This is a genomic window from Pseudomonas sp. LBUM1660 (genome assembly GCF_059695935.1).
This window is the reverse complement of the sequence record NZ_CP166795.1, coordinates 2,579,682-2,602,757: the sequence shown is the minus strand read 5'-3', so window position 1 is coordinate 2,602,757 and position 23,076 is coordinate 2,579,682. Positions and strand designations below refer to the sequence as shown.

23 protein-coding genes are annotated in these 23,076 nt (G+C 60.9%); 15 read left to right on the top strand and 8 right to left on the bottom strand.

The window, feature by feature from the left end; all coding sequences use genetic code 11:
• Nucleotides 1-28: 28 nt before the first annotated feature.
• The 4 genes from ACA068_RS12265 (at nt 29) to ACA068_RS12250 (ending at nt 3,287) form a co-directional block, all read left to right on the top strand.
• A complete protein-coding gene (locus tag ACA068_RS12265; protein WP_497310060.1) occupies nt 29-823 on the top strand; it encodes a hypothetical protein in 795 nt (264 codons plus the stop codon).
• A gap of 56 nt (nt 824-879) precedes the next feature.
• Complete coding sequence (yddG, locus tag ACA068_RS12260; RefSeq protein WP_497310059.1) at nt 880-1,803, top strand: aromatic amino acid exporter YddG; 924 nt, start codon at nt 880-882, stop codon at nt 1,801-1,803.
• A gap of 81 nt (nt 1,804-1,884) precedes the next feature.
• A complete protein-coding gene (locus ACA068_RS12255) occupies nt 1,885-2,556 on the top strand; it encodes a glutathione S-transferase family protein (RefSeq protein WP_497310058.1) in 672 nt (223 codons plus the stop codon).
• Between the two features lie 143 nt (nt 2,557-2,699).
• Entirely contained in the window at nt 2,700-3,287 is a 588-nt protein-coding gene (locus ACA068_RS12250) for a hypothetical protein (protein ID WP_497310057.1), read from the top strand.
• A gap of 3 nt (nt 3,288-3,290) precedes the next feature.
• On the opposite strand, the gene ACA068_RS12245 is transcribed toward ACA068_RS12250, so the two are convergent.
• From ACA068_RS12245 to ACA068_RS12235, 3 genes are all read right to left on the bottom strand, one after another.
• Entirely contained in the window at nt 3,291-4,007 is a 717-nt protein-coding gene (locus ACA068_RS12245) for an alpha/beta hydrolase (protein ID WP_497310056.1), read from the bottom strand.
• A 183-nt stretch (nt 4,008-4,190) separates the two neighbouring features.
• The gene (locus ACA068_RS12240) at nt 4,191-5,303 is read right to left on the bottom strand and encodes a succinylglutamate desuccinylase/aspartoacylase family protein (RefSeq protein WP_497310055.1); all 1,113 of its coding nucleotides are present in this window, start codon (nt 5,301-5,303) and stop codon (nt 4,191-4,193) included.
• Nucleotides 5,304-5,508: 205 nt separating this feature from the next.
• On the bottom strand, nt 5,509-6,288 hold the full coding sequence (locus ACA068_RS12235; RefSeq protein ID WP_497310054.1) for an ABC transporter substrate-binding protein: 780 nt from the start codon (nt 6,286-6,288) through the stop codon (nt 5,509-5,511).
• Nucleotides 6,289-6,534: 246 nt separating this feature from the next.
• Between ACA068_RS12235 and ACA068_RS12230 the strand changes: the two genes are divergently transcribed.
• A complete protein-coding gene (locus ACA068_RS12230; RefSeq protein WP_497310053.1) occupies nt 6,535-7,179 on the top strand; it encodes a type 1 glutamine amidotransferase in 645 nt (214 codons plus the stop codon).
• Between the two features lie 192 nt (nt 7,180-7,371).
• On the opposite strand, the gene ACA068_RS12225 is transcribed toward ACA068_RS12230, so the two are convergent.
• Entirely contained in the window at nt 7,372-7,803 is a 432-nt protein-coding gene (locus ACA068_RS12225) for a rhodanese-like domain-containing protein (protein WP_497310052.1), read from the bottom strand.
• 102 nt (nt 7,804-7,905) lie between these two features.
• On the opposite strand from ACA068_RS12225, the gene ftrA reads away from it, so the two are divergent.
• On the top strand, nt 7,906-8,880 hold the full coding sequence (gene ftrA / locus ACA068_RS12220) for a transcriptional regulator FtrA (protein ID WP_497310051.1): 975 nt from the start codon (nt 7,906-7,908) through the stop codon (nt 8,878-8,880).
• Nucleotides 8,881-8,973: 93 nt separating this feature from the next.
• On the opposite strand, the gene cobF is transcribed toward ftrA, so the two are convergent.
• Both cobF and ACA068_RS12210 read right to left on the bottom strand, forming a co-directional pair.
• Nucleotides 8,974-9,729, bottom strand: a complete 756-nt coding sequence (gene cobF, locus ACA068_RS12215) for a precorrin-6A synthase (deacetylating) (RefSeq protein WP_497310050.1) — start codon at nt 9,727-9,729, stop codon at nt 8,974-8,976.
• On the bottom strand, nt 9,729-10,289 hold the full coding sequence (locus ACA068_RS12210; protein ID WP_497310049.1) for a histidine phosphatase family protein: 561 nt from the start codon (nt 10,287-10,289) through the stop codon (nt 9,729-9,731). The genes cobF and ACA068_RS12210 overlap by 1 nt, the downstream gene beginning before the upstream one ends.
• Before the next feature lie 341 nt (nt 10,290-10,630).
• Here ACA068_RS12210 and ACA068_RS12205 point away from each other — a divergent pair, with 341 nt between their 5' ends.
• From ACA068_RS12205 to ACA068_RS12170, 8 genes are all read left to right on the top strand, one after another.
• Nucleotides 10,631-11,482, top strand: a complete 852-nt coding sequence (locus tag ACA068_RS12205) for a MurR/RpiR family transcriptional regulator (RefSeq protein ID WP_497310048.1) — start codon at nt 10,631-10,633, stop codon at nt 11,480-11,482.
• Between the two features lie 2 nt (nt 11,483-11,484).
• Nucleotides 11,485-12,129, top strand: a complete 645-nt coding sequence (locus ACA068_RS12200; RefSeq protein ID WP_497310047.1) for a cysteine hydrolase family protein — start codon at nt 11,485-11,487, stop codon at nt 12,127-12,129.
• The gene (locus ACA068_RS12195) at nt 12,126-13,457 is read left to right on the top strand and encodes a glutamine synthetase family protein (RefSeq protein ID WP_497310046.1); all 1,332 of its coding nucleotides are present in this window, start codon (nt 12,126-12,128) and stop codon (nt 13,455-13,457) included. Before ACA068_RS12200 ends, ACA068_RS12195 begins: the two co-directional genes overlap by 4 nt.
• Nucleotides 13,441-14,193: an N-formylglutamate amidohydrolase gene (locus tag ACA068_RS12190; protein WP_497310045.1), complete on the top strand. Its 753-nt coding sequence runs from the start codon at nt 13,441-13,443 to the stop codon at nt 14,191-14,193. Before ACA068_RS12195 ends, ACA068_RS12190 begins: the two co-directional genes overlap by 17 nt.
• Before the next feature lie 56 nt (nt 14,194-14,249).
• Nucleotides 14,250-15,599, top strand: coding sequence for an APC family permease (locus tag ACA068_RS12185; protein WP_497310044.1), 1,350 nt, complete (start codon nt 14,250-14,252; stop codon nt 15,597-15,599).
• A 119-nt stretch (nt 15,600-15,718) separates the two neighbouring features.
• The gene (locus ACA068_RS12180; RefSeq protein WP_497310043.1) at nt 15,719-16,735 is read left to right on the top strand and encodes an arginine N-succinyltransferase; all 1,017 of its coding nucleotides are present in this window, start codon (nt 15,719-15,721) and stop codon (nt 16,733-16,735) included.
• A gap of 61 nt (nt 16,736-16,796) precedes the next feature.
• Nucleotides 16,797-17,831, top strand: coding sequence for an arginine N-succinyltransferase (astA, locus tag ACA068_RS12175; protein WP_497310042.1), 1,035 nt, complete (start codon nt 16,797-16,799; stop codon nt 17,829-17,831).
• 128 nt (nt 17,832-17,959) lie between these two features.
• Nucleotides 17,960-18,829, top strand: coding sequence for an isocitrate lyase/PEP mutase family protein (locus tag ACA068_RS12170; protein ID WP_497310041.1), 870 nt, complete (start codon nt 17,960-17,962; stop codon nt 18,827-18,829).
• Nucleotides 18,830-18,948: 119 nt separating this feature from the next.
• Here ACA068_RS12170 and ACA068_RS12165 read toward each other — a convergent pair whose 3' ends face one another.
• Both ACA068_RS12165 and ACA068_RS12160 read right to left on the bottom strand, forming a co-directional pair.
• The gene (locus tag ACA068_RS12165; protein WP_497310040.1) at nt 18,949-20,190 is read right to left on the bottom strand and encodes a M20/M25/M40 family metallo-hydrolase; all 1,242 of its coding nucleotides are present in this window, start codon (nt 20,188-20,190) and stop codon (nt 18,949-18,951) included.
• A gap of 147 nt (nt 20,191-20,337) precedes the next feature.
• Nucleotides 20,338-21,411: a diguanylate cyclase gene (locus ACA068_RS12160; RefSeq protein ID WP_497310039.1), complete on the bottom strand. Its 1,074-nt coding sequence runs from the start codon at nt 21,409-21,411 to the stop codon at nt 20,338-20,340.
• Nucleotides 21,412-21,605: 194 nt separating this feature from the next.
• On the opposite strand from ACA068_RS12160, the gene ACA068_RS12155 reads away from it, so the two are divergent.
• On the top strand, nt 21,606-23,060 hold the full coding sequence (locus tag ACA068_RS12155; protein WP_497310038.1) for a flavin-containing monooxygenase: 1,455 nt from the start codon (nt 21,606-21,608) through the stop codon (nt 23,058-23,060).
• Nucleotides 23,061-23,076: the final 16 nt, after the last annotated feature.

Here is a 23,076-nt window from a genome sequence, read left to right as displayed (position 1 = left end):
AGCCCACACTCAGGTCGGAGACGTGTGCGTGTTGATGCTTAAACTGCTGGTGATTCCTGGTTTTCTCTTGTTGATTTCACTGGCTGGCAAACGCTGGGGCCCGAGCGTGGCCGGTTGGCTGTCGGGATTGCCGGTGGTGGTCGGGCCGATTCTGTTCTTCCTTGCCATCGAACAAGGTCAGGTGTTCGCCGCTCAATCAGCGACGGCGGCGTTGTCGGCGATGTTCGCGATGATTGCCTTCTGCGTGACCTACGCCCAAGTCGCTCAACGGGCGGGATGGCCATGGGCGTTGACGATTTCACTGCTGGTCTGGGCCGCCGTGGCCGTGGTGCTCTCGATGATTCCACCCTCGCTGGTGTTCTCGGTGATTGCGGCCGCCACCGCGCTGCTGGCGGCGCCGTACCTGTTTCCCAGCGCGCAACCCATCGTTACAGGCCCGGCGCCGAAGTCCGACAGACTGCTGCTGCGCATGATTGCCGGCGCCCTGCTCACCCTCGCCGTAACATTACTCGCCAGCACCGTCGGCGAAGGCTGGAGCGGTCTGCTCGCAGTGTTTCCGGTGCTCGGCAGCGTGATGGCGGTGTTTTCCCAGCAAACCCGCGGCCCGGCGTTTACGGCCGCATTGCTGCGGGCGACGGCGACCGGCATGTATTCGTTCGCGGCGTTTTGCCTGGTGTTGGCGCTGGCGTTGCCCGACATGGGCATGAGCGCGTTTGCACTGGGTGTGGCGGTATCAGTGGGAATGTTGGGCATCACCCGGCGCTTGCTGGCGCGACCGGCCCACCCGACGACCGAGACTGGACGATCAGCGATCAAACGCTAAGCTCCTTCACATCCAGAGGGCCAGGATGTCGCCCGCTACGTGCTGAAGGAACAGACATGAGTCTCGCATCGTCCCTCGTCCGTACTCCCCACTCAGCCACCGCCGTTGGCGTGATCGCGATAGTTCTCTGGTCCTGTCTCGCGCTGTTGACCACCCTCACCGAAGGCATTCCCCCCTTTGAACTGCTGACGCTGAGCTTCGGCATAGCGTTTGCGGCGAGCCTGGTCATTCTCGGTCGACGCGGGCTCGCCGGCTTCAGTAGCTGGCGACAGCCCTGGGCCGTATGGGTGACCGGGTTCGTGGGCATTTTCGTTTATCACGCGCTGTATTTTTTCGCGCTAAAAGTCGCCCCGGCGGCCGAAGCCAGTCTGATCAACTACCTGTGGCCGCTGTTGCTGGTGCTGCTCTCGGCGTTCTCGGCCGGGGAAAAGCTGCACAAACGACAAATGCTCGGCGCACTGCTGGGACTGGCCGGCACCGCGTTCATCATGCAACAACATGGCCCGGAAGCTGGCGCATCGATGCCCATCGCCGGTTATCTTGCGGCCTTCGGCTGTGCGTTGATCTGGGCCGGTTACTCGGTGATCAACCGACGGTTCAACGACGTGCCCAGCAGCATTATCGGTGGGATCTGCGGTATGTCGGCCGTGTCCGGCCTGATCTGTCACCTGGCCTTCGAAACCACGGTGCAGCCTGATCCCGGCCAATGGACCGCGATTGTGGTGCTCGGCCTCGGGCCGGTGGGAATGGCGTTTTTTGCCTGGGACCACGCCACCAAACACGGCAGTCTGGCGACACTGGGGGCGCTTTCCTACCTGGCGCCGTTGATTTCGACGTTATTGCTGCTCGCCGTGGGACGCAGCCATGCCGGTCCGATCCTGATCGTCCCTGCCGTGTTGATTATCGCCGGGGCGGTGATCGCCACGTCGAGAGCAAGCGATAGAACCTCCGCAACTCGTTCGATCGTTCCGAACGAGTAGAGCAATAACCTTGTACGTCAATCGAACAGGTTTGCCCCACCATCAGCCTCAGTTCCTAACCCACTGACTGAGGCCTACACTATGAAATTCTTTTTCCACCCTTCGCCGAACCCGATGAAAGTTGCTCTGTTGCTTGAAGAACTGCAAACGCCCTACGAATTGATCGGCGTTGATACGTTCAAGGGCGAACAACATCTGGCGGCTTTTATCGCAATCAACCCGAACGCCAAGGTTCCGGCCCTGATCGACGGTGAGGCCACTGTGTGCGACTCCCAGGCCATCATGCTGCACCTGGCGCAAAAGCATCAGCGTTTCCTGCCGAGCTCCGTCGCTGGCCAAGCCGAACTGCTGTCCTGGCTGATGTTCATCGCCACCGGCCTGTCGCCGTTCTCCGGTCAAGCCGTGCATTTCCTGCACCACGCGCCGGAAGACCTGCCCTACGCGAAAAACCGCTACCTCAAGGAAGTCGAACGCCACTACCGCGTGCTCGACCAGCGTCTGGCCGATCATCAATACCTGGCCGGCGACACTTACAGCATCGCCGACATGGCACTGTGGGGCTGGGCCAGCTACGCGCATTACATCCTCGGCGAGAACGGCCTGGCGGCCTACCCGAACGTCCAGCGTCTGTTCGATGAAATCAGCGCCCGCCCCGCCGCCCAGCGTGCGCAGGGTTTGAAGGAGAAGCTGGTGCTCAAGGCCGAATTCGACGAAGAAACCCGTCGTAACCTGTTCCCGCAGAATCAGGCGTAAGAATGTTTGGAGGTGAATATTTGTGGCGAGGGAGCTTGCTCCCTCGCCACAGGGGAGCCTACAACCGTTATTGCGCGCTGGAATGCATTACAGCCTCCATGGGATGATCGCACCCAAAGCGCGATCATCCCTGGAGTTTTTGAATGTCATTGTTGAGTAAAAAAGCCGTTGTCCTGTTACTGACGGCGGCCGCCAGCCTGGGGGCTTTGAATGCCTATGCCGCCAAGGCCACTGCCAGCGACAAAGCGCCTGTACAAGAGGTCTCGATGCTCGGTGGCAAGTTCAAGTTCACCCTGCCCAAGGGCTTCATCGCCAACCCGCTGCCGGCCGGCGACGCGGCTGCCGGTACTGCCGGGGCAACGGGCACCATGTACACCAACCAAGCCACCAAAACCGTGGTAATCGCCGCCGAAAACACCATTCCCGGTGGCGCCAACGTCAAGGACAACGACGGCCAGTTCCTCGATTCCGCAGCGGCCGACTTCGCCACTGAGCAAGCCAAGGCGCTGCCCGACTTCACCAAGCTCAGCGAAAAAAGTCTGACCCAGAAAGGCACCGGCCTCGGGTTGCGGCAGATTGACAGCACCGCCACCCAGGGCGGCGGCAAAACCCTCGGCACCACACTGATGGCCGCGTCCAACACGCGCATGGCGATCGTTCAGGTGATTTCCCGCCTCAGCGACAATGGCGGCCACGAGACGCTGGTCAAACAGATCGTCAGCGGCAAATAAGATTCAAGGGTTGAGGCGCTGCAACCAGGCGCTCAAATCCTGTATTTCGGTGGCACTGATGCTGTGACCGACACCCGGGTAGGCATGAAACTCAGGCTTGAGTGACAGGCTCTGCAACAGGCTGTCGGCCTCGGTGCCGTCGATGTACGGCAAGCGTTTGTCTACCGTGCCATGACCGATGAAGATCGCCAGCTTCTGGCGTTTTTCATCCGGTTTCAGTTCGGATTTCAGCACCGGCAGAATCCGCCCGCTCAGGGCCGCAATGCCGCCAACCGCTTCGGGATGACGCAACGCCACCTCGTAGGACATGATCGCGCCCTGGCTGAAACCCACCAGGAACACCTTGTCGGGTTCGGTGTGATATTTCTTCGCCGCCTGTGCGATGAAATCCAGCAGCACCTGGCCGCTGGCCTTCAAATCATCGGTCTCACCGTTGTAAGCAGCGTTGCCCTTCTCGCGAAACCACTTGTAACTACCCTCTTCCATCGTCATCGGTGCCCGCACGGACAGGAAGTTGTAGTGCGCCGGCAACTCATCCTTGATGTCGAACAGATCCTGCTCGTTACTGCCGTAACCGTGGAGGAAAATCACCAGGGGCTGGTGGCGGGATTCGGGGTTGGCCTGCTCAAGATATTTGAGCGGCAGATCAGTGTGCAGCGGGGTTTCAGCGTGGACGGTGGTGCAGGACAGCAACGTCAGCAGAGCGAGAAACTTCAACATAAACCTTCCTTCACGGAGCGCAGGATTCGGGGCAGAGCCTAACACCGTGAAGCTTGCCGGGGGATTTTCGGTGTGGCTGATGCCGCCTTCGCGAGCAAGCCCGCTCCCACAGGGGAATGCATTCCAAATGTGGGAGCGGGCTTGCTCGCGAAGAGGCCCGGCAAGGCACCGAAGATTCTGCAACTAATCGTTGACCAGTTTCCCCACTCGAATCGGCTCACGCCCCGCCACTTTCGCCTGCCACGTTCCCGGCTGTGTATACCGCCCGCGATCAATCGCAAACAACACACCGCTGGTGCCGGCGCGCACGGTGGTCACGCGGTCGCTGAGCGGATCAACCACCTCAAACAGCGCATCGCCCTTTTCCACCCACTCACCTGAATCACGCAGAAAACTGACGACTCCGTGATGCGGTGCAAACAGGTATTCGGTGCCCTCGAACGGCATGCCTTCGCAGCACTCGCTCGGTGCCGCAGGCCAGGTGCCGGTGATGAAACCCTGCTCGGCGAGGAACCCGAGAATCGCCTCGCAATTGGCCTGGGCCTGATCGACCCGCGTATCGCCCATGCTGCCCAGTTCCAGCGTCGTCGCCAGGTTGGCCGGCGGAATCGCCGCCTCGGGGAAGGCCCGCGCCAGGCGCAGCCACGGCGACGAACAGGACTCATCAAATGAACTGCCACCGGAATCTTCACAGAGCAACGCCACCCCGGCCTTCAGACGCGCGGCCAGGGATTGCCACTGCGGCCAGTGTTGCGGCAAGGCGTACAAATGAATGGCCGCGTCGAAATCACAATGCAGATCCAGCGTGATGTCGGCGTCGCAAGCGTGGCGAAGCAACAGGCGGTGCATGGCTTCCAGTTGCGAGGCCGGTGCCGGCAAGTCGTCGAGGACCCGACCCATGGTCTGGCGAATCAACGCGATGTTGGCCTGCGCATCTTTACCCAACTGGTCGCCAATCAACGCGGCCACCGGAGCGCTGAGTTCAACGAAGGCGCGGTTGAAGTTCTTGCCGCTGCCCAGCTCGAAGCGACCCATGTGACTGCCTTGCAGGTGCTGGTCAAGGCCGATTGGATTGGCTACCGGCACCAGCTCGATCACGCCCTGCAACTGGCCCTGGGTTTCGAGTTCGGCCAAGCGCTTCTTCAGCTCCCAGGCCGTGCGCATGCCGGGCAACTCGTCAGCGTGCAGGCTGGCCTGGATGTAGACCTTGCGAATGCCCGCGCCGTAACGAAACACGCTGAGGGTGCGTTCGGTACCCAGGTGGCTCCAGGGCAAAGGATGGTCGATGCGGTGCATGGGAACTCCTGAATGGCTGAACGGCGAAAATCACCTGTGGGAGCGGGCTTGCTCGCGAAGGCGTCGTGTCAGGCAATATCAATGTCGACTGACACGACGCCTTCGCGAGCAAGCCCGCTCCCACAAGGGGACTTATTTCAACAGAGAGAGCGCATAAAAAAAGTGGCAACCGCGTCAACGGTTGCCACTTTTTTAAACGGCTTGATTACTTGCCGTAAACGTCAAAGTCAAAGTACTTGTCTTGCACTTGCTTGTACTTGCCGTTGGCGCGGATTTCGGTGATGGCGGTGTTGAATTTGTCCGCCAGCGCGGTATCGCCCTTGCGCACAGCAATACCGGCGCCGCCGCCGAAGTACTTGGCGTCTTCGTAGGTCGGGCCGACGAAAGCGAAGCCTTTACCGGCGTCGGTTTTCAGGAAACCGTCGTCCAGGTTGACCGAGTCGGCCAGCAGCGCGTCAACGCGACCAGACACCATGTCCAGGTTGGCTTCCTGCTGGGAGCCGTAGCGAACCAGGTTGATACCGGCCGGCACCAGCACTTCAGTGGCGAAGCGATCGTGGGTACTGGCGCGCAGCACACCAACTTTCTTGCCCTTGAGTTCGGTCAGCGGGTCCTTGATGTCGGTGCCTGCCTTCATCACGAAACGAGCCGGGGTGTGGTAGTACTTGATGGTGAAATCGACGTTCTTCTTGCGATCGTCAGTGATGGTCATGGACGACAGGATCGCGTCGATTTTCTTCACTTTCAGTGCCGGGATCAGGCCGTCGAACTCTTGCTCGACCCAGGTGCACTTCACTTTCATCTGCTCGCACAGTGCGTCGCCGATATCGACGTCGAAACCGGTGAGTTTGCCGTCAGGGGTTTTCATCGAGAATGGCGGGTAACCGGCTTCGATACCGATGCGGATCGGCTTTGCGTCATCAGCCACGGCGGTCAGGGACAACATCGACAGTGCCAGAGCACCAAACATCACTAGCTTCTTCATTTATAACTCCTGTGTGCGGAGGCTTTTATTGGCAGCTTTCGAATGACTTTCGGTCGGTGACGATCGAAGTGGCCGGCAGTCTAGAACGGCTTACGGAGGGCCAATTGTGTATAAGCGACAAATATTTATAGAAAAGTTGCCACCCCATTCAAAGCCCTTGAAGCGTGCGCCAAGTCGGTGCAAGGACTGTAGGACAAGCGCTTTTTTCAGACAAAACCTACACGCAAAAACTACAAGAGAGCCCCGATGCCCACATTGAATCTGATCCAGCACCACCCCGCCGAAGGTCCTGGCGCCATTGCCGATTGGGCCAGGTCCCGAGGATTGACGCTGGACATCTTTCGCGCCGATCTCGGTCAGTTACCGTCGGTAAGTGCGGCACCCGTGATTGTGTTGGGCGGACCTTATGAATCCAACGCCGGGCCGGCATGGCTGGAAGCAGAACGGCAGTGGCTGGCGGCAAGCCTGGATCAGGGCGCTGCAGTGTTTGCGATTTGTCTGGGGGCGCAGTTACTGGCGTTGACTCTGGGTGGGACGGTGCGGCGGATGGATCGAACCGAAACCGGCTGGACCATCGTGACGTTCGTCGATGGCCGGACGCTGAAGGTGCTGGAGTGGCACGAAGACGCAATCGACTTGCCGCCTGATGCGCAGGTGCTGGCCAGCAGTGATCAATGTGAACAGCAGATGTATCGCGCGGGGCCGACTCGGGTGGGCTTGCAGTTTCATCCGGAGTGGGATGCCGAGTCAGTGGCGACGCTCAATGCGCACTTTGGAAATGAGTCGCCGTTGCCCCGGGGGGAGCAGGACAGCGCCGCCCATGCCGCCGTGTTCGAGTGGTTGCAGGCGACGCTGGATGAGTGGTGGGCAGCGTCCTCAAGCAGTCGCTGAACTTAACGATTGATGGGGTTCTATGGCGAAGTAGGGCTTTTGTGGCGAGGGAGCTCGCTCCCGCTGGAGTGCGAAGCGCTCCCAAAATCTTCGAAAGTTACCGAGATTTTGGGGCTGCTGCGCAACCCAACGGGAGCAAGCTCCCTCGCCACAGAAGCTCCCTCGCCACGATGGTTCAGCGGTGTCTGAATATCAGCATTCGCAACCGATGGCGGTGGCAGGCCGTTGCACCACAGCACTCAATTCCAACCCCTCATCCAGCCACCCGGTCACGCCGCCGATCATCTCCTTGACCGGGTAACCCAGCGCCGCCAGTTTCACCGCCGCCTTGTGCACACCGTTACAGTGCGGCCCGGCGCAATAGACCACGAACAAAGTGGAGGTCGGGTAGTGCACCAGGCCCTCGGCGGTGAGCAGGCGTCCAGGAATGTTGATCGCGCCGGGCACATGCCCGCGTTCAAACGCCAACGGTCCGCGCACATCCACCAGGACAAAATCCACATCGCCGGCCTGTTGACTGCTGTACACGTCGGAACAGTCGGTTTCATAGGTCAGACGGTTACTGAAGTGCATCAGGGCAATGGCCGAAGGGGCTGCGGGAATGGCGCGGACCAGGCTGGTCATGGGCGGTACTCCAAAGTCTTGAGTGGGTGTGAGAAGACTTTATCCACCCGACGCTTGCGGCTACAGTGGCGTACAAGACACTTACCGGGAACTTTCCGCCAAATGCAACCGAACCCTGGATTGGTCGCGATCCTGGCCTACGACGGCCTCTGCACCTTTGAATTCGGTATCGCCGTGGAGATCTTTGGCCTGGCGCGGCCGGAGTTCGACTTCCTTTGGTATGAGCATCGTATCGTCGCTGTGGATCAGGGCCCGATGCGTGCCATGGGCGGCATTCAGGTGCTGGCCGATGGCGGCATGCAACTGCTCGAAGACGCCCGCACAATCATCATTCCCGGTTGGCGCGACCGCAGCGCGCCGGTACCGGAGCACTTGCTCGCCGCCCTTCGACAAGCACATGCGCGGGGCGCACGATTGCTGTCGATCTGCTCCGGCGTGTTTGTGCTGGCGGCGACCGGTCTGCTGGACGGTCACGGCGCCACCACGCATTGGCGCTACGCCGCTGAGTTGGCCGACCGTTTTCCGAACATTCTGGTGGACCCGGATGTGCTCTACGTCGATTCCGGCCAACTGATCACCTCGGCGGGCAGCGCGGCGGGGATCGATGCGTGCCTGCACCTGGTGGCGCGGGATCTAGGTACGCAAGTGGCGAACTCGGTGGCGCGCCGCTTGGTGATGTCGCCGCAACGCACCGGCGGGCAGGCGCAGTTTATTCCTACGCCCGTCAGCCCGACGCCGCGCAGCGATTTGTCCCGTGTCATGCAGTGGGCGCGGGAGCGTTTGCACGAACCGCTGGAGGTTCGCGAACTGGCGAACGAGGCGGCCATGAGTGAACGCACGTTCCTGCGCCGGTTTACCGAGGCCACGGGCCTGCCGCCCAAGGCGTGGTTGCAGCATGAACGGCTGGGGCGGGCGCGGGAGTTGCTGGAGAGCACCGGGCAAAACACCGAGCAGATTGCCGAGCAGTGTGGGTATCGCTCGGTGGAGAGCTTTCGCGTGGCGTTTCGGGGGGTGGTCGGCGTGCCGCCGTCGGTGTATCGGGAGCGGTTTGGGCGTGGGGGCAAGGCAGTTTTTTGAGGTGCGCTTGAGGGCCTCTTCGCGGGCAAGCCTCGCTCCTACAAAGGCGACGCAATACCCGTAGCGAAGACGTCAGCCCAGACACCGCTGTCCTCAGGGCTTACGCAACAGGTAGGTATCCATAATCCACCCATTCGCCACCCGCGCCGCCTTGCGTACCCGCTCAATCTCCGGCGCCACGTCCTTGAGCTTGCCGCTGATCAAAACCTCATCCGGCGTCCCCAGGTAAGCCCCCCAATAAATCTCCGTCTCCTGATCCGCCACCTGATGGTAGGAATCTTCGGCATCGAGCATCACCACCAAGCTGTCGGCATCGCTCACCTGCCCCGCCGCCAGCCGACGGCCGGTGGTGATTTCAATCGAGCGGCCAATGCGATTCAGTGGCACTTTGTGCTGCGCCGCCAGCGCCTGAACGCTGGTGATACCGGGGATTACCTCATACTCGAACGCACAGCGGCCCGAAGCCAGGATCGCCTGCAAAATCCGCAGGGTGCTGTCGTACAACGCTGGATCGCCCCACACCAGAAAACCGCCGCACTGCTCGTCGGATACTTCCTCATTGATCAGCCGCTCGAAGGTCTGCTGCTTGGCGAGGTTCAGATCGTCGACACTGGTCTTGTAGTCCACCTCCCCGCGCTCGCGCTCCGGGCTGTGGGCTTCGACGAAGCGGTAGTCGTGATCGGTGATGTAGCGCTCGCAAATCTCACGGCGCAGGTCGATCAGTTTGTCCTTGCTCTGGCCCTTGTCCATCAGGAAAAACACGTCGACGAGGTTCAGTGCCTTCACGGCCTGCATCGTGATGTACTCGGGGTTGCCGGCGCCGATGCCGATGACCAGAAGCTTTTTCATCACATTGCTCCTTCAAGCAAACGCAGGCGCCAGCGGCCGGTGAACCGCAACTCGATGGCCGACAACGGTTCGACGTCAATCAGGTTGAATGCCTTGGCCTGCAACACCTGCGTAAGTGCCGCGCGAATGACAAAGGGATGGGTGATGGCAAGGAAATGCCCCGGTGTTGCCTCAAGGGACTGGAGCCACTGCGCCACGCGCTCAGCGAGTTGCGCAACCGACTCACCGCCATGGGGCGCCGAGGTAGGATCGTCGAACCAGGCCTGCAGCGCCACGGGCTCGGACTTTTGCAGGTCTTTGATCCGCACCCCGCTCCACCGTCCGAAGTCGCAATCCCTCAGTGCCGAGACGATTTCAACGTCATTGCCAAACAATTCGGCCGTCTGCTGCGTCCGTAACTCCGGCCCACAAAGCAAGCGTGGAACCCCCTCGAACTGGCCGCTACGCGAACCCTTGGCCGATTGGTCATAAAACTCCAACGGCTCATTTGTAGGAAAACGCGCCAATTTTTGTGCGACGGTTCGAGCGTGGCACATCAGGGTCAAACGGGTTGCCTGCACGGTTTATCACCCTGTCGATGAAATGGAAAACGGCTCGATGCCGCCGATAATGACGCAATTGTGCCCCAAGAAGCGCGATCCAGGGCGTTTCCTTTGAACCAGCAATCACGGGACACAGGCAAGTTGAATGGTTGAAATTCGGCAATCTCCGACAACCTTATGGGCGATGGACTACAAATCCAGTCGACTTCCTCGTAGCCCTCAGCGCACGGGCTTTTCGCCCCATTTTGGGGCCTGGAAAAACCACGGAAAAATTCACTAGACATGTAGCATGCGCTACATAAATACTGTTTTAGCGATTTATGAAACAAAACCGACATACCCATCCAGCAGGAGCCCGGATGCCCTCTCTCAGAGACCTGATCACCGATCCCGGCCTGGACCTTACGCCGGCAGAACGCAAAGTCATCCGTGCCTTGCTGGACCAGTACCCGCGTAACGGACTGGGACCGATGTCACGCTTGGCCGAACATGCCGGTGTCAGCGACCCCACCATTGTGCGGATGGTGAAAAAACTGGGTTTCGGCGGTTATGCCGATTTCCAGGATTCCCTGCTCAGCGACATGGATCACCGCCTCCGCTCCCCCAGCGCCTTGTTGCAGCTTCGCTCTCATCAGAAAGGCGACGCCTGGAGCCATTATCTGGCGGACGCTCATCGGGGGCTGGTGGACACCCATGCGCTGACCCAACCTGAGGATGTGCGAATTCTGGTGGAGTGGCTGCTCGAAACCCGCCATCAGGTTCACTGCTTTGGCGGGCGCTTCAGCAGTTTCCTCGCCAGTTATCTGCTCAACCATTTGCGCCTGCTGCGCCCTGGCTGTTTCGCCCTGGAAGACAACGCGCAACTGCCGGACCGGCTGTTCGACGTGCAGCGTCAGGACGTGGTGCTGGTGTTCGACTATCGCCGCTATCAGTCACAAGCCCTGCGCGTGGCCAATGCGGCGAAAAGTCGATACGCCCGGGTGGTGTTGTTCACGGACATCTATGCTTCACCGCTGCGGGAAATGGCCGACCTGATTATCAGTGCGCCGGTGGAATCGGTGTCGGCCTTCGACACCATGGTCCCGGCGCTGGCCCAGGTCGAGGCGCTGATTGCCTGCCTGACCCTGCGCAGCCCGGAGCTGGCCGATCGCCTGGAAGGCATCGATGCCCTGCGAACCGATTTCGACACCCACCTGCTGGAGGATAAATAAGGATGTTCACGTTCCCCCATCACTCGCCCCGGGACTTGCCGTTCACTGCCGATCACACCGCGCTGTTGCTGGTGGACATGCAGCGTGCCTGGCTCGAACCGCAGTTCGACCCGCACCTCAACGGACCGGACGGCGAGTACTTCCTGACCCGCACCCACATGCAGGTGGTGCCCAATCAACGCCGATTGCTCAGTGCCTTTCGCAGCGTGCGGCAAAACGTGCTGCACACGATCATCGAAAGCCTGACCGCCGATGGCCGCGACCGCTCGCTGGACCACAAACTCTCGGACATGCACTTGCCCAAGGGCAGCCCCCCGGCGCGGATCATCGACGACCTGACGCCGACAGAAAACGAAATCGTTCTGCCCAAGACCTCCTCCGGGGTCTTCAATTCCACCAACATCGACTACGTGCTGCGCAACCTTGAAACGCGGCACTTGATCATCGCCGGCATCGTTACCGACCAGTGCGTCGACATGGCGGTGCGTGATGCCGCCGACCGTGGCTACCTGGTGACGCTGGTGGAGGATGCCTGTGCGACCTACACGCCCGAGCGTCATCAAGCCTGCCTGAACGCGATCAAGGGTTACTGCTGGATCACCGACACCCAGACCGTGCTCGGCCGGTTGCAGGAGATGCAACCATGAGCGAACGCCTGTCGCCGCTGCCCATGACCACCCTCGTCACCACCGACCTGATCGGCGTGACCCGTGGCCGCTCGTTCCCGACCGACGAACTCGAACATTACCTGGCGACAGGTTGCGGCTGGGTGCCGGCCAACAGCGCCCTGACCCCGCAAGACATCATCGCCTCCACCAACCCGTGGGGCGCTTATGGCGATTTGCGCCTGATTCCCGATCTGAGCAGCCGGGTGACGGTCAGCAATGGCCCGGATGCCACGGCTCCGGCGCTGGACTTCATCCACAGCGACATTCACGAAACCGATGGCCGCCCGTGGGGCGCCTGTCCACGCACGTTGTTGCGCAATGAAGTGGAGCGTTATCGCGCCGAGCTCGGTTTGCAGGTCAACGCCGCGTTCGAACACGAGTTCAACCTGAGCATCGACGCGGCCGATCAGTTGGCGTTCTCCCTTGAGGCTCAGCGCCAGGGCGCCGAGTTCGGTGGCTGGCTGCTCAGCGCCCTGCGCGCTGGCGGTGTCGAACCGGAAATGTTCCTGCCCGAATACGGCAAGCATCAATACGAAATCACCTGCCGCCCTGCTATCGGTGTGGCGGCGGCGGACCGTGCGGTGAACGTGCGTGAAATCACCCGCGAGATCGCCCGGCAGATGGACCTGGACGTGAGCTTTGCGCCGAAGACGTCCGAGCATGCCGTGTGCAACGGCGTCCATCTGCATGTCAGCCTGCTGGACCTGGACGGCCAACCGCTGATGTACGACGCCGGCACGATCAATGGCCTGTCGACCCTCGGCCAGCACTGGGCCGCCGGCATCCTGCATTACTTGCCGGCTCTGTGCGCGTTTACCGCACCGACACCGGTGTCCTACGAACGCTTGCAGCCGCATCACTGGAGCGCGTCCTACGCCTGCCTCGGCCAACGCAACCGCGAAGCGGCGCTGCGGATCTGCCCGACCGTGAGCCTGGGCGGAAAATCGGTGGCGGCGCAATACAACCTGGAATTTCGCGCCATGGATGCCACGGCGTCGCCGCACCTGGCCATGGCCGCACTGCTGATCGCCGGTCGCCTGGGCATCGAGCAACGCCTGGCCTTGAACGCGATCACCGATGAAATCCCCGACTCCCTGAACGAAGAACAACGCCAGGCCCGTGGCATCGTCGCCCTGCCCGCGTCCCTTGCCCAGGCGCTCGAGTGCCTGCGCAACAGCGAGGCGCTGATCGAAGCCCTGCCGAGCGCGTTGATGGACACCTGGTTCGCCCTTAAAACCGAGGAGTTGACGCTGACGGAACAGCTGTCGCCCGCCGAACGCTGTGAGCACTATGCACGCCTGTACTGAATCCGCTGAACTCGGTCTTTTTACCGAGCCCGCGTACACCCTGAGTCGCGAAGACTCAGCGCACCCGTTGATTCTGGTGTGCGAACACGCCAGCCGTTTTATTCCACCCGGTTTGAATGACCTGGGTTTGAGTCACGACGCGGCTCGCGAGCATATCGCCTGGGACATTGGCGCGCTGGCGCTGGCTGAAGGTTTGTCCCAGGCACTGGGGGCGACGTTGCTGGCGGCCAATTACTCGCGACTCTTGATTGACCTCAACCGCCCGCGCCATGCCCCGGACAGCATTCCGTCGCAGAGCGAGATGTATCAGATACCGGGCAATCAGGATCTGGACGAGGCCGCGCGCGAGTACCGCCGCGAATGCCTGTTCAAACCGTTTCATGCCCGGCTGCAAACCTTGATCGACCAACGTATCGCCCAAGGGCGGCCGGTCCGGGTGGTCGGCATTCACAGCTTCACACCGATTTACCATGGCCAGCCCCGCGCGCTGGAAGTCGGCGTGCTGTTTGGCGAAGCCAAGGGCTACGCCCAACGATTGATTGACGGGTTGAGCCAGCACCCCTTGAAGGTCGCCGGTAATGAGCCGTACAAAATCAACCCGCTGGGCGACATGACCGTGCCGGTGCACGGCGATGCACGGGGACTGGAATCGGTATTGATCGAGGTGCGCAACGACCTGTTGCGCAGCCCTGAAAACGTCCGTCGTTGGGCAGGTTATCTGGCTCCGCTGTTATAAATAATCGTGTCAAACCCGCAGCGTGCAGCTGCTTTCATCCCAAGGAGTAGGGCTTCATGGAAATAGAAGAATTCGGCTACAAGCAAGAGTTGAAACGTAGCCTGTCGCTGACCGACCTGGTGGTGTACGGGATGATCTTCATGATCCCCATCGCCCCGTTCGGGGTATACGGTTACGTCAACGCCGAAGCGCCCGGGATGGTGCCGCTGGCCTACATCATCGGCATGGTGGCGATGCTGTTCACCGCCCTGAGTTACGGCAGCATGGCGCGGGCCTTTCCGATTGCCGGCTCGGTGTATTCCTACGCGCAACGCGGCCTCAACCCGCACGTCGGGTTTATCGCCGGTTGGCTGATGCTGCTCGATTACCTGCTGATTCCGCCGCTGCTCTACGTGTACGCGGCCATGGCGCTGAATCACCTTTACCCGGACATTCCCAAAGTCGGTTTTATCCTGGCGTTTCTGGTCAGCGCGACCTTCGTCAATCTGCGGGGCATCACCTTCACCGCCCGCATGAACATTGTCTTTCTGCTGGCGCAACTGGTGGTGCTGGGGATCTTCCTGTTCTACGCCTGGAATGCGCTGCACAGCGGCGGCGGCAACGGTCAACTGACCCTGGCGCCGTTGTATAACCCGGACACCTTCAATTTCGCCCTATTGATGCAAGCCGTGTCGATTGCGGTGCTGTCCTTCCTGGGTTTCGATGCGATCTCCACCCTCGCCGAAGAGATCAAGGGCGACCCGGGGCGCAGCGTCGGCAAGGCAGCGCTGATTACGCTGCTGGTGATGGGCGTGATCTTCGTCGTGCAAACCTGGATTGCCACTGACCTGGCGGCCGGCATGGGCTTCACCTCCGCCGACACCGCGTTCTATGAAATCGCCGAAATCGCCGCCGGCAGCTGGCTGGCAACCCTGACCGGCGTGGCCACGGCCCTGGCCTGGGGCGTGGCGGTCGCCATCACGTCGCAAGCGGCGGTATCGCGCCTGCTGTTCGGCATGGCCCGGGATGGCAAGCTGCCGAAAGTGTTGGCGAAGGTTCACCCGAAACACAACACCCCTTACCTGAGCATCTATCTGGTGGCCGTGCTGTCGCTGGTGATCTGCTACCTGTTTATCAACTCGGTAGACACCCTCACCTCGCTGGTGAACTTCGGCGCGCTGAGCGGTTTCATGTTGCTGCACCTGACCGTCATCAATTACTACTGGCGTCGGCAGAAGTCCGGCCAGGTGATCCGTCACCTGGTCTGCCCGGCGATTGGCTTCATCATCGTCGCGGCCATCATGTACAACATGGGTGTCGATGCACAAAAACTCGGTCTGATCTGGATTGCCTTGGGCCTGGTGTATCTGTTTTTCCTCAACAAGCTGGGCGCCAGCACGGCGTTGCCCGACCCGAGCAACGGCTGACAAGAAAAAGAGCGGCGTCTGACAGGAAATCAGGCGACCGCCGATTTAATGCGTGGAAACCGACAGTGATAGTCAGGTTCGGCACACAGCGCCGAACCCTTTGATACAGGAGTACATCCATGCTGGTCTTACGCCCAGTCGAGTTGACCGACCTGCCCCAGTTACAGCAACTGGCGCGCGACAGCCTGGTCGGTGTCACGTCCTTGCCGGACGATACTGAACGCCTGCGCCTGAGGATTCTCGACTCCTGCGCCTCGTTCGACCAAGACGTGAAGGCTCATGGCCCGGAGAACTATTTCTTCGTGCTGGAGGATCTCGCGGCCCGGCGTCTGGTGGGGTGCTCGGAAATCCTTGCCACCGCCGGCTTCAACGAACCGTTCTACAGTTTGCGCAACCGTCACTTCACCAGCACCTCCCGAGAGCTGAACATCGAGCACGGCGTACCGGCGTTGTCGTTGTGTCAGGACCTCAGCGGCCACACCTTGCTGCGGGGCTTTCATATCGACACGGCGCTGGTTCGCACAGCGTTTTCGGAGTTGCTGTCCCGGGCGCGCCTGTTGTTCATCGCCGCCCATTCGCAGCGTTTTGCGCAAGCGGTGATCACCGAGATCGTCGGTTTCAGCAGCGATGAAGGGCAGTCACCGTTCTGGGATGCGCTGGGCAAGCATTTCTTCGACTTGCCCTACGCCGAAGCCGAACGGCTCTGCGGTCTGGAGAGCCGGACCTTCCTCGCCGAATTGATGCCGCAATACCCGATCTACGTGCCGATGTTGCCCCAGGCTGCACAGGACTGCATCGGCCGGATCCACCCCGATGGCCAGGAGGCCTTCGATATCCTTGAGCGCGAGGGATTTGAAACCAACAGCTACATCGACCTGTTCGACGGCGGCCCGACGCTGTACGCGCGCACCTCGAACATTCTCTCCATCGCCCAAAGTCAGACCGGTACGGCGCAACGGACTTCGCCGATCGATGCGCGCGGCCGTTACCTGGTCAGCAACGATTCGCTGAAGGATTATCGCGCGATCGTCGCCGAGCTGAATGTCCAGGCCGGGCAACCGGTGGGGTTGAGCGCCGAGATGTGCGCCGCTCTGAACGTGACCGATGGCAGCCCGATCCGGCTGATTGCCCTGTGAGCATCACCCGGCCCCGTGCCCAACGACAGCGCCCGAACTGGCGCGAAGAAGGAGCTGCATCATGATTGTCCGCCCGGTTCGCGTCACCGACCTGCCCGCCTTGATGGATCTGGTGCAACAGGCCGGCCCCGGCTTCACCACCCTGCCAGCCAACGAAGAACGCCTGGTGCACCGGGTGCGCTGGGCCCAACGGACCTTCGCCGAGCAGGTCGAGCGTGCGGATGCCGATTACCTGTTCGTGCTGGAAGATGACGATCAGCAAGTGATCGGCATCAGTGCGCTGGCCGGTGCCGTTGGCATGCGTGAGCCCTGGTACAACTATCGGGTCGGGCTGACGGTCAGTTCGTCGCCGGACCTGGGCATTCAGCGGCAGATTCCTACGCTGTTCCTGAATAATGAAATGACCGGCCAATCGGAAATCTGCTCGCTGTTTCTGCGCCCCGACCAACGCCACGGCAGCAACGGTCGGTTGCTGTCCCTGGGGCGTCTGCTGTTCGTGGCCGAGTTCCCGCACCTGTTCGGCGACAAGCTCATCGCCGAACTGCGCGGCAGCGCCGACGAACACGGCTGTTCACCGTTCTGGGACAGCCTGGGCCGGCACTTCTTCAAGATGGATTTCAGCCACGCCGATCATCTGTCGGGGCTGGGCAGCAAATCGTTCATCGCCGAACTGTTGCCGCGCCAGCCGCTTTACACTTGCCTGCTCACCGAACAGGCCCAGGCTGTCATCGGCAAGGCGCACCCAAATACCGAACCGGCGTTGAAGATCCTCAAGGCCGAAGGTTTTGTGCATCAGGGTTACATCGACATCTTCGACGCAGGCCCGGTGATCGAAGCCCCGGTCGCGAAAATCCGCACCGTGCGCGACAGCCAACCGCTGGTTTTGGCCATCGGCACGCCTGACGAGCAGGCCCCGGTGTGGCTGATCCACAACCGCCGCCTGGAAAACTGCCGCATCACCACCGCCCGGGCCAGGCTGGTGGGCAACAGCCTGATCGTCGACCGACTCACGGCCAAACGCCTGCAACTGCAACCGGGCAACTCTGTGCGGGCGGTGCCGCTGCCCAATCAACAGCAGCAGGCGGTGGCGGCGTGAACGGCCGTTGCCCAGCCGGTCTGTAAATTCGTCATCATCTTCCCCTCGTCCGCGTGATAGCCTTTTGTTCCTTCGGCGTTGACACCTTTGCTCAAGCCTTTCCATTCCTTTGTATTGGTGGAACTCATATGTCCAGGCTTTCTCATCAAGATTTACGCCGTAACTTCCGCGAGCTGTTTGCTTCCAACGCCTGCTATCACACGGCGTCGGTCTTCGACCCAATGTCGGCCCGCATTGCCGCTGACCTCGGTTTTGAAGTGGGAATCCTGGGTGGCTCGGTCGCGTCGTTGCAGGTGCTGGGCGCCCCCGACTTTGCCTTGATCACCCTCAGCGAGTTCGCCGAACAGGCCACGCGCATCGGCCGTGTTGCTCAATTGCCGGTCATCGCCGACGCCGACCACGGCTATGGCAACGCGCTCAATGTGATGCGCACCATCGTCGAACTGGAACGCGCCGGCATCGCCGCCCTGACCATCGAAGACACCCTGCTGCCGGCGCAATTCGGCCGTAAATCCACCGACCTGATCGGCGTGGCGGAAGGGGTTGGCAAGATTCGCGCAGCTCTGGAAGCCCGGGTCGACTCGGAAATGGCGATCATCGCGCGTACCAACGCCGGGATCCTGCCGGTTCAGGAAGTCATCAGCCGCACCTGTCATTATCAGCAGGCCGGTGCGGACGGGATTTGCATGGTGGGCGTGCGGGACTTCGATCACCTCGAACAGATTGCCGAACACCTGAGCGTGCCACTGATGTTGGTCACCTACGGCAACCCGGCGCTGCGCGACGACAAACGCTTGGCCGAACTGGGCGTGCGGGTGACCATCGACGGTCATGGCGCGTACTTTGCGGCGATCAAGGCGACTTACGACAGCTTGCGCGAACAGCGTCAGATCTTTGCCCAGGCCTCGGATTTGAGCGCTACCGAACTGACTCATACCTATACGCAGCCTGAGGAATATATCCGTTGGGCGGAAGAGTTCATGAGTGTGAAGGAATAGCGCTGCAGCAGGTGCACCGCGACAGTCACGCGCGCTGTAAGAACTCGATTTTCACCAACACCAAAAACCGCTGTGGCGATCCGACAAGCCCCCTCGCCACAGGGGACCATCGAGCCGCTTTAGTGCTTCGCCAACTCCATAATCATCCGCGACAGCAGGTAAATCCGCGGCGCCACACTCTCCACCTCCGCGTACTCTTCAGGCGTATGAATATTGCCGCCAACAATCCCGAACCCATCCAGCGTCGGCGTGCCCACACCGGCCGAGAGATTGGCATCCGCCGCTCCGCCGCTGCCTTCTTCCGTCAATTTTCGGCCAATCTCCCCGTAAATCCCCTGCGCCATGGCCATCAATCGATCCGATTCCGCCGTCTGCGGCATCGGTGGCAAACCGCGCTGTAGCGTGGTCGTGACTTCGGTTTCAGGAATCAGCTTGTCCTTGGATACCCGCGCCAGGTCCTTCTCGATCCGGTCGAACTCTTCCGGCACCGCCGCCCGCACGTCAGCCTTGGCCGTGGCCTGGTCCGGAATCACGTTGGTGCGGTCGCCCGATTTGATCACGGTGAAGTTGATGGTGGTTTTCTTCTCTGCATCGCCCAGTTTGCCGAGCTGCAGAATCTGGTGCGCCGCCTCCATCGCCGCGTTGCGTCCCAGCTCTGGTGCAACACCGGCATGCGCGGCTTTGCCTTTGACTTCCACCACCGCCGTCGCGCTGCCTTTGCGCCACACCACCAGGCCATCCGCCGGGCGGCCTGGTTCTAGGTTGAGGGTCACGTCGTGGGCCTTGGCGGTTTTCTTGATCAGGTCGGTGGCGATGTCCGAGCCGGTTTCTTCGCTGGCGTCGAGCAGGAAGGTGATTTGCGCGTAGTCCTTGAAGTCAAGGTTTTTCAGGACTTTCAGTGCGTAGATCCCGGCGACGATGCCGCCCTTGTCGTCCATCACGCCCGGCCCGTAGGCGCGGCCATCCTTGATGTGGAACGGGCGTTCGGCGGCCGAGCCTTCCTTGAAAACCGTGTCCATGTGCGCCATCAGCAGGATTTTCGCCTTGCCGGTGCCTTTGAGAGTCGCGATCACGTGGCTGCTTTTGTCCGGCGTGTTGGGCACGAGTTCGATGGTGGCGCCGAGTTTTTTCAACTCGTCGATGCCGATGTCGCGCACTTGTGTCAGGCCGGGGTCATAGCCGGAACCGGAGTCGATGTTTACCAGCCGCTCCAACAGTTTCAGGGCTTCACCCTTGTACTGCTCGGAATCGGCGAGGACTTGTTTGTGGGGTTCGGCAAAGGCTGCAGAGGAGAATGTACTGAGGGCGAGGGTCAGGCCAAGGCTGGTGGCCAGCAGGGAACGAGGGAGATTGAGCGTCATGAATCGATCCTTGTTTCGTGTCGGAGGGCAAAAACACCCTACCTGACTGCGACGCAAGGCTCTAGACCGAATGCGACACACACAAACCTGAGGCCGATGATTACTGGTGGGAGCGAGCTTTTGTGGCGAGGGGACTTTTGCAGGCCCTCAGACCGGGTCGAGCAGTTCGTGATGGGGTTTGCCGTCTATGCGGCAGATAACGCGGTTGCGGCCGGTGGTCTTGGCTTCGTAGAGCGCCTGGTCGGCATCGTTGAGCCACAGGGTGGCGTCGGTGTGTGACGGGTCGAATGCCGCCAGGCCAATGCTTAGACTGACTTTCAGCGCCGGGTTCTGCTCGTAGCCCAGGGTCGCGAAGCGATCACGCAAGGCGTCCATGGCAGCCGCAGCGCTATCGAGGGGCAAATCCGGGAGGAGCACGCAGAATTCGTCGCCGCCATAGCGCCCCGCCACATCAGTCGCCCGCAAGTTCTGCTTGAGCATTTTGCTCAGCTGTCGCAGCACAATGTCCCCGGCGACGTGGCCGTAGGTGTCATTGATGGTCTTGAAATGATCGATGTCGATCAACGCAATCGCCCCGCCCTGCTGCTGGCGTTGGCAACGCTGGAATTCAACTTCCAGCTGGTCTTTCCAGGCGCCATGGTTCAGCAGGCCGGTGAGGCTGTCGGTACGGCTCAGGGCCAGCAGTTCGCGTTTTTGGCGGCCCAGGGTGGTGGCCTGTTGAAAGCAGATCCAGCCTAGCGCCAGTGGATACAGGATCAGCAGGGGCAGGCAGGCGTACAGCTGCAACGGGCTGGTTTGCGTGACGAAGGCCGGTGTGAATACCAGCAGGCCGACACCGATCCCGAGAATCTGCGCGACCGTGCCCACCAGCAGGAACCGCAAACCACCGATCGCCACGTTGTTCATGGCCATCATCGACAGCGTCGCCGCGCTCGGCAGCGGATTGAACTGCATGGCGGCGACCCAGAATCCACCGAGAAAGGCATCGACCAGGATGTTGCGATGTTCGGCGTGAAAGGGCACCTTCGCCCGACGCGCCCATTGATAGGCAACATGTGGCCAGAGCACGCCATTGAACAGCATCAGCCCCCAAACCCACGGCGCCGGGTTGAGTGGATACATCGCCGCGCCTACGCACAACAGCCCCAGGGCCAGGCCCAGGGTTCGCGATGTATAGAGCCTTCTGGCCAGTGAAAGCCCTTTTCCTCCCGTTTTTCCCATAAGGGCCTCTGCGTCACACAACGGAACCTGACCACACAAGGGTTGCGGGTGTGCTGGGAGTCTATCAGGGCAACGTTAAATAGCCATCACCGGCGGGCAGCCTGAAAACCAAGCGCTCGGTCCTACAGGTTATGTGTGCAGTGTTTGGGCTATACATGAAGGGAGAGTCGGATAAACAACGATAAAGGAGGCCCATGCAGACCTTTCAGGTGTTGATCATCGGCAGCGGTTTTGGCGGTCAGTGCGCGGCGATCAATTTGCTCAAGGCAGGCATCGACGATTTTCGTCTGCTGGAACGACGGGACTTTTTTGGCGGCACCTGGTGCCAGAACACCTACCCCGGCGCGGCCGTCGATGTGCCCTCGCCGCTCTATTCGCTGTCCTTCGCCCCTTACCGCTGGACGCAAATGTTCGCCGATCAGGCTGAACTGCACCACTACACCCAGTACGTAGTGGAGCACTTCGGCCTGCGGGACAAGGTCGAATTGCAAGCCAATGTCGAGCACATCGAATGGGACGCCGACGGCCAGCACTGGGCTGTCCACACCGGTGCCAAAGGCACGTTTTACGCGCAGTTCCTGATCAACGCGACGGGGCCGCTGAGTCAGCCGGTGGTGCCTCATTTCGAAGGTCTGGAACGCTTCCAGGGCAAGACGTTTCACACCAATAATTGGGATCACACCTTCGACTACCGGCACAAACGCGTCGCCATCGTCGGCAGCGGCGCCAGTGCGGCGCAGGTGATTCCGGCCATTGCCCCCGATGTCGAACACCTGCATGTGTTCCAGCGCACGCCGCATTGGGTATTGCCACGGGCCGACCGCACCTTCGGGCCTTTCCAGCGTTGGCTACTGGGCCTCAAACCGGCGTACAAACTGCTGCGCTGGATGCTCTACTGGCAGTTCGAAACCCGGGTGATTGCCTTCAAATACTCGAAACCGGCAATCCGTATGGTCCAGCAACACGCCCTGCGCTTCCTCAAACGCCAGGTGCCCGACCCCGAATTGCGCCGCAAACTGACACCGGACTTCACCATCGGCTGCAAGCGAGTGATCGTCTCAAGCACCCTCTACCCGGCGCTCGGCCGCAGCAACGTGACGCTGCACAGCCGCGAGCAAGGCATCGCGTCCATCGACGAAACTGGCATCGTCACCCAGGACGGTCAGCACATCGACCTGGACCTGATCGTCTGGTCTACCGGGTACGACGCCACCGACGGGGTGATCTCCTACCCGGTCACCGGTAAAAACGGCACCCGGCTCAAAGACGTCTGGGCCCAGTACCCACGGGCGTATCTGGGCACCAGCCTGCCGGACTTTCCCAACCTGTTTATCGTCACCGGGCCCAACACCGGCATCGGCCACACCTCGGCGCTGTTCATCATCGAATCCCAGATGAATTACATCCTCGACTGCATCCGCACGCTCAAAGAACACGGTTTACGCAGCATCGAAGTACGCCCCGAAGCAGAACGTACCTACACTGAGATGATCCACCGTGAAATGGAGCGCACCGTCTGGAAGTCCGGGGGCTGCCACAGTTGGTATCAAAGCAAGAGCGGTCATGTGATCGCCATGTTCCCGGGGTTCAGTTTCAGCTATCACCGGTTGACCCGGGCGCTGAAACCCGCAGACCACATTTTGTCCTGATCACGTAAAAGGAAGA

Excerpts from the sequence above, each read along its gene's own strand:
- yddG (WP_497310059.1), top strand. The coding sequence starts at position 880 with ATGAGTCTCGCATCGTCCCTCGTCCGTACTCCCCACTCAGCCACCGCC.
- ACA068_RS12255 (WP_497310058.1), top strand. The coding sequence starts at position 1,885 with ATGAAATTCTTTTTCCACCCTTCGCCGAACCCGATGAAAGTTGCTCTG.
- ACA068_RS12250 (WP_497310057.1), top strand. The coding sequence starts at position 2,700 with ATGTCATTGTTGAGTAAAAAAGCCGTTGTCCTGTTACTGACGGCGGCC.
- ACA068_RS12245 (WP_497310056.1), bottom strand. The coding sequence starts at position 4,007 with ATGTTGAAGTTTCTCGCTCTGCTGACGTTGCTGTCCTGCACCACCGTC.
- ACA068_RS12240 (WP_497310055.1), bottom strand. The coding sequence starts at position 5,303 with ATGCACCGCATCGACCATCCTTTGCCCTGGAGCCACCTGGGTACCGAA.
- ACA068_RS12235 (WP_497310054.1), bottom strand. The coding sequence starts at position 6,288 with ATGAAGAAGCTAGTGATGTTTGGTGCTCTGGCACTGTCGATGTTGTCC.
- ACA068_RS12230 (WP_497310053.1), top strand. The coding sequence starts at position 6,535 with ATGCCCACATTGAATCTGATCCAGCACCACCCCGCCGAAGGTCCTGGC.
- ACA068_RS12225 (WP_497310052.1), bottom strand. The coding sequence starts at position 7,803 with ATGACCAGCCTGGTCCGCGCCATTCCCGCAGCCCCTTCGGCCATTGCC.
- ftrA (WP_497310051.1), top strand. The coding sequence starts at position 7,906 with ATGCAACCGAACCCTGGATTGGTCGCGATCCTGGCCTACGACGGCCTC.
- cobF (WP_497310050.1), bottom strand. The coding sequence starts at position 9,729 with ATGAAAAAGCTTCTGGTCATCGGCATCGGCGCCGGCAACCCCGAGTAC.
- ACA068_RS12205 (WP_497310048.1), top strand. The coding sequence starts at position 10,631 with ATGCCCTCTCTCAGAGACCTGATCACCGATCCCGGCCTGGACCTTACG.
- ACA068_RS12200 (WP_497310047.1), top strand. The coding sequence starts at position 11,485 with ATGTTCACGTTCCCCCATCACTCGCCCCGGGACTTGCCGTTCACTGCC.
- ACA068_RS12195 (WP_497310046.1), top strand. The coding sequence starts at position 12,126 with ATGAGCGAACGCCTGTCGCCGCTGCCCATGACCACCCTCGTCACCACC.
- ACA068_RS12190 (WP_497310045.1), top strand. The coding sequence starts at position 13,441 with ATGCACGCCTGTACTGAATCCGCTGAACTCGGTCTTTTTACCGAGCCC.
- ACA068_RS12185 (WP_497310044.1), top strand. The coding sequence starts at position 14,250 with ATGGAAATAGAAGAATTCGGCTACAAGCAAGAGTTGAAACGTAGCCTG.
- ACA068_RS12180 (WP_497310043.1), top strand. The coding sequence starts at position 15,719 with ATGCTGGTCTTACGCCCAGTCGAGTTGACCGACCTGCCCCAGTTACAG.
- astA (WP_497310042.1), top strand. The coding sequence starts at position 16,797 with ATGATTGTCCGCCCGGTTCGCGTCACCGACCTGCCCGCCTTGATGGAT.
- ACA068_RS12170 (WP_497310041.1), top strand. The coding sequence starts at position 17,960 with ATGTCCAGGCTTTCTCATCAAGATTTACGCCGTAACTTCCGCGAGCTG.
- ACA068_RS12165 (WP_497310040.1), bottom strand. The coding sequence starts at position 20,190 with ATGACGCTCAATCTCCCTCGTTCCCTGCTGGCCACCAGCCTTGGCCTG.
- ACA068_RS12160 (WP_497310039.1), bottom strand. The coding sequence starts at position 21,411 with ATGGGAAAAACGGGAGGAAAAGGGCTTTCACTGGCCAGAAGGCTCTAT.
- ACA068_RS12155 (WP_497310038.1), top strand. The coding sequence starts at position 21,606 with ATGCAGACCTTTCAGGTGTTGATCATCGGCAGCGGTTTTGGCGGTCAG.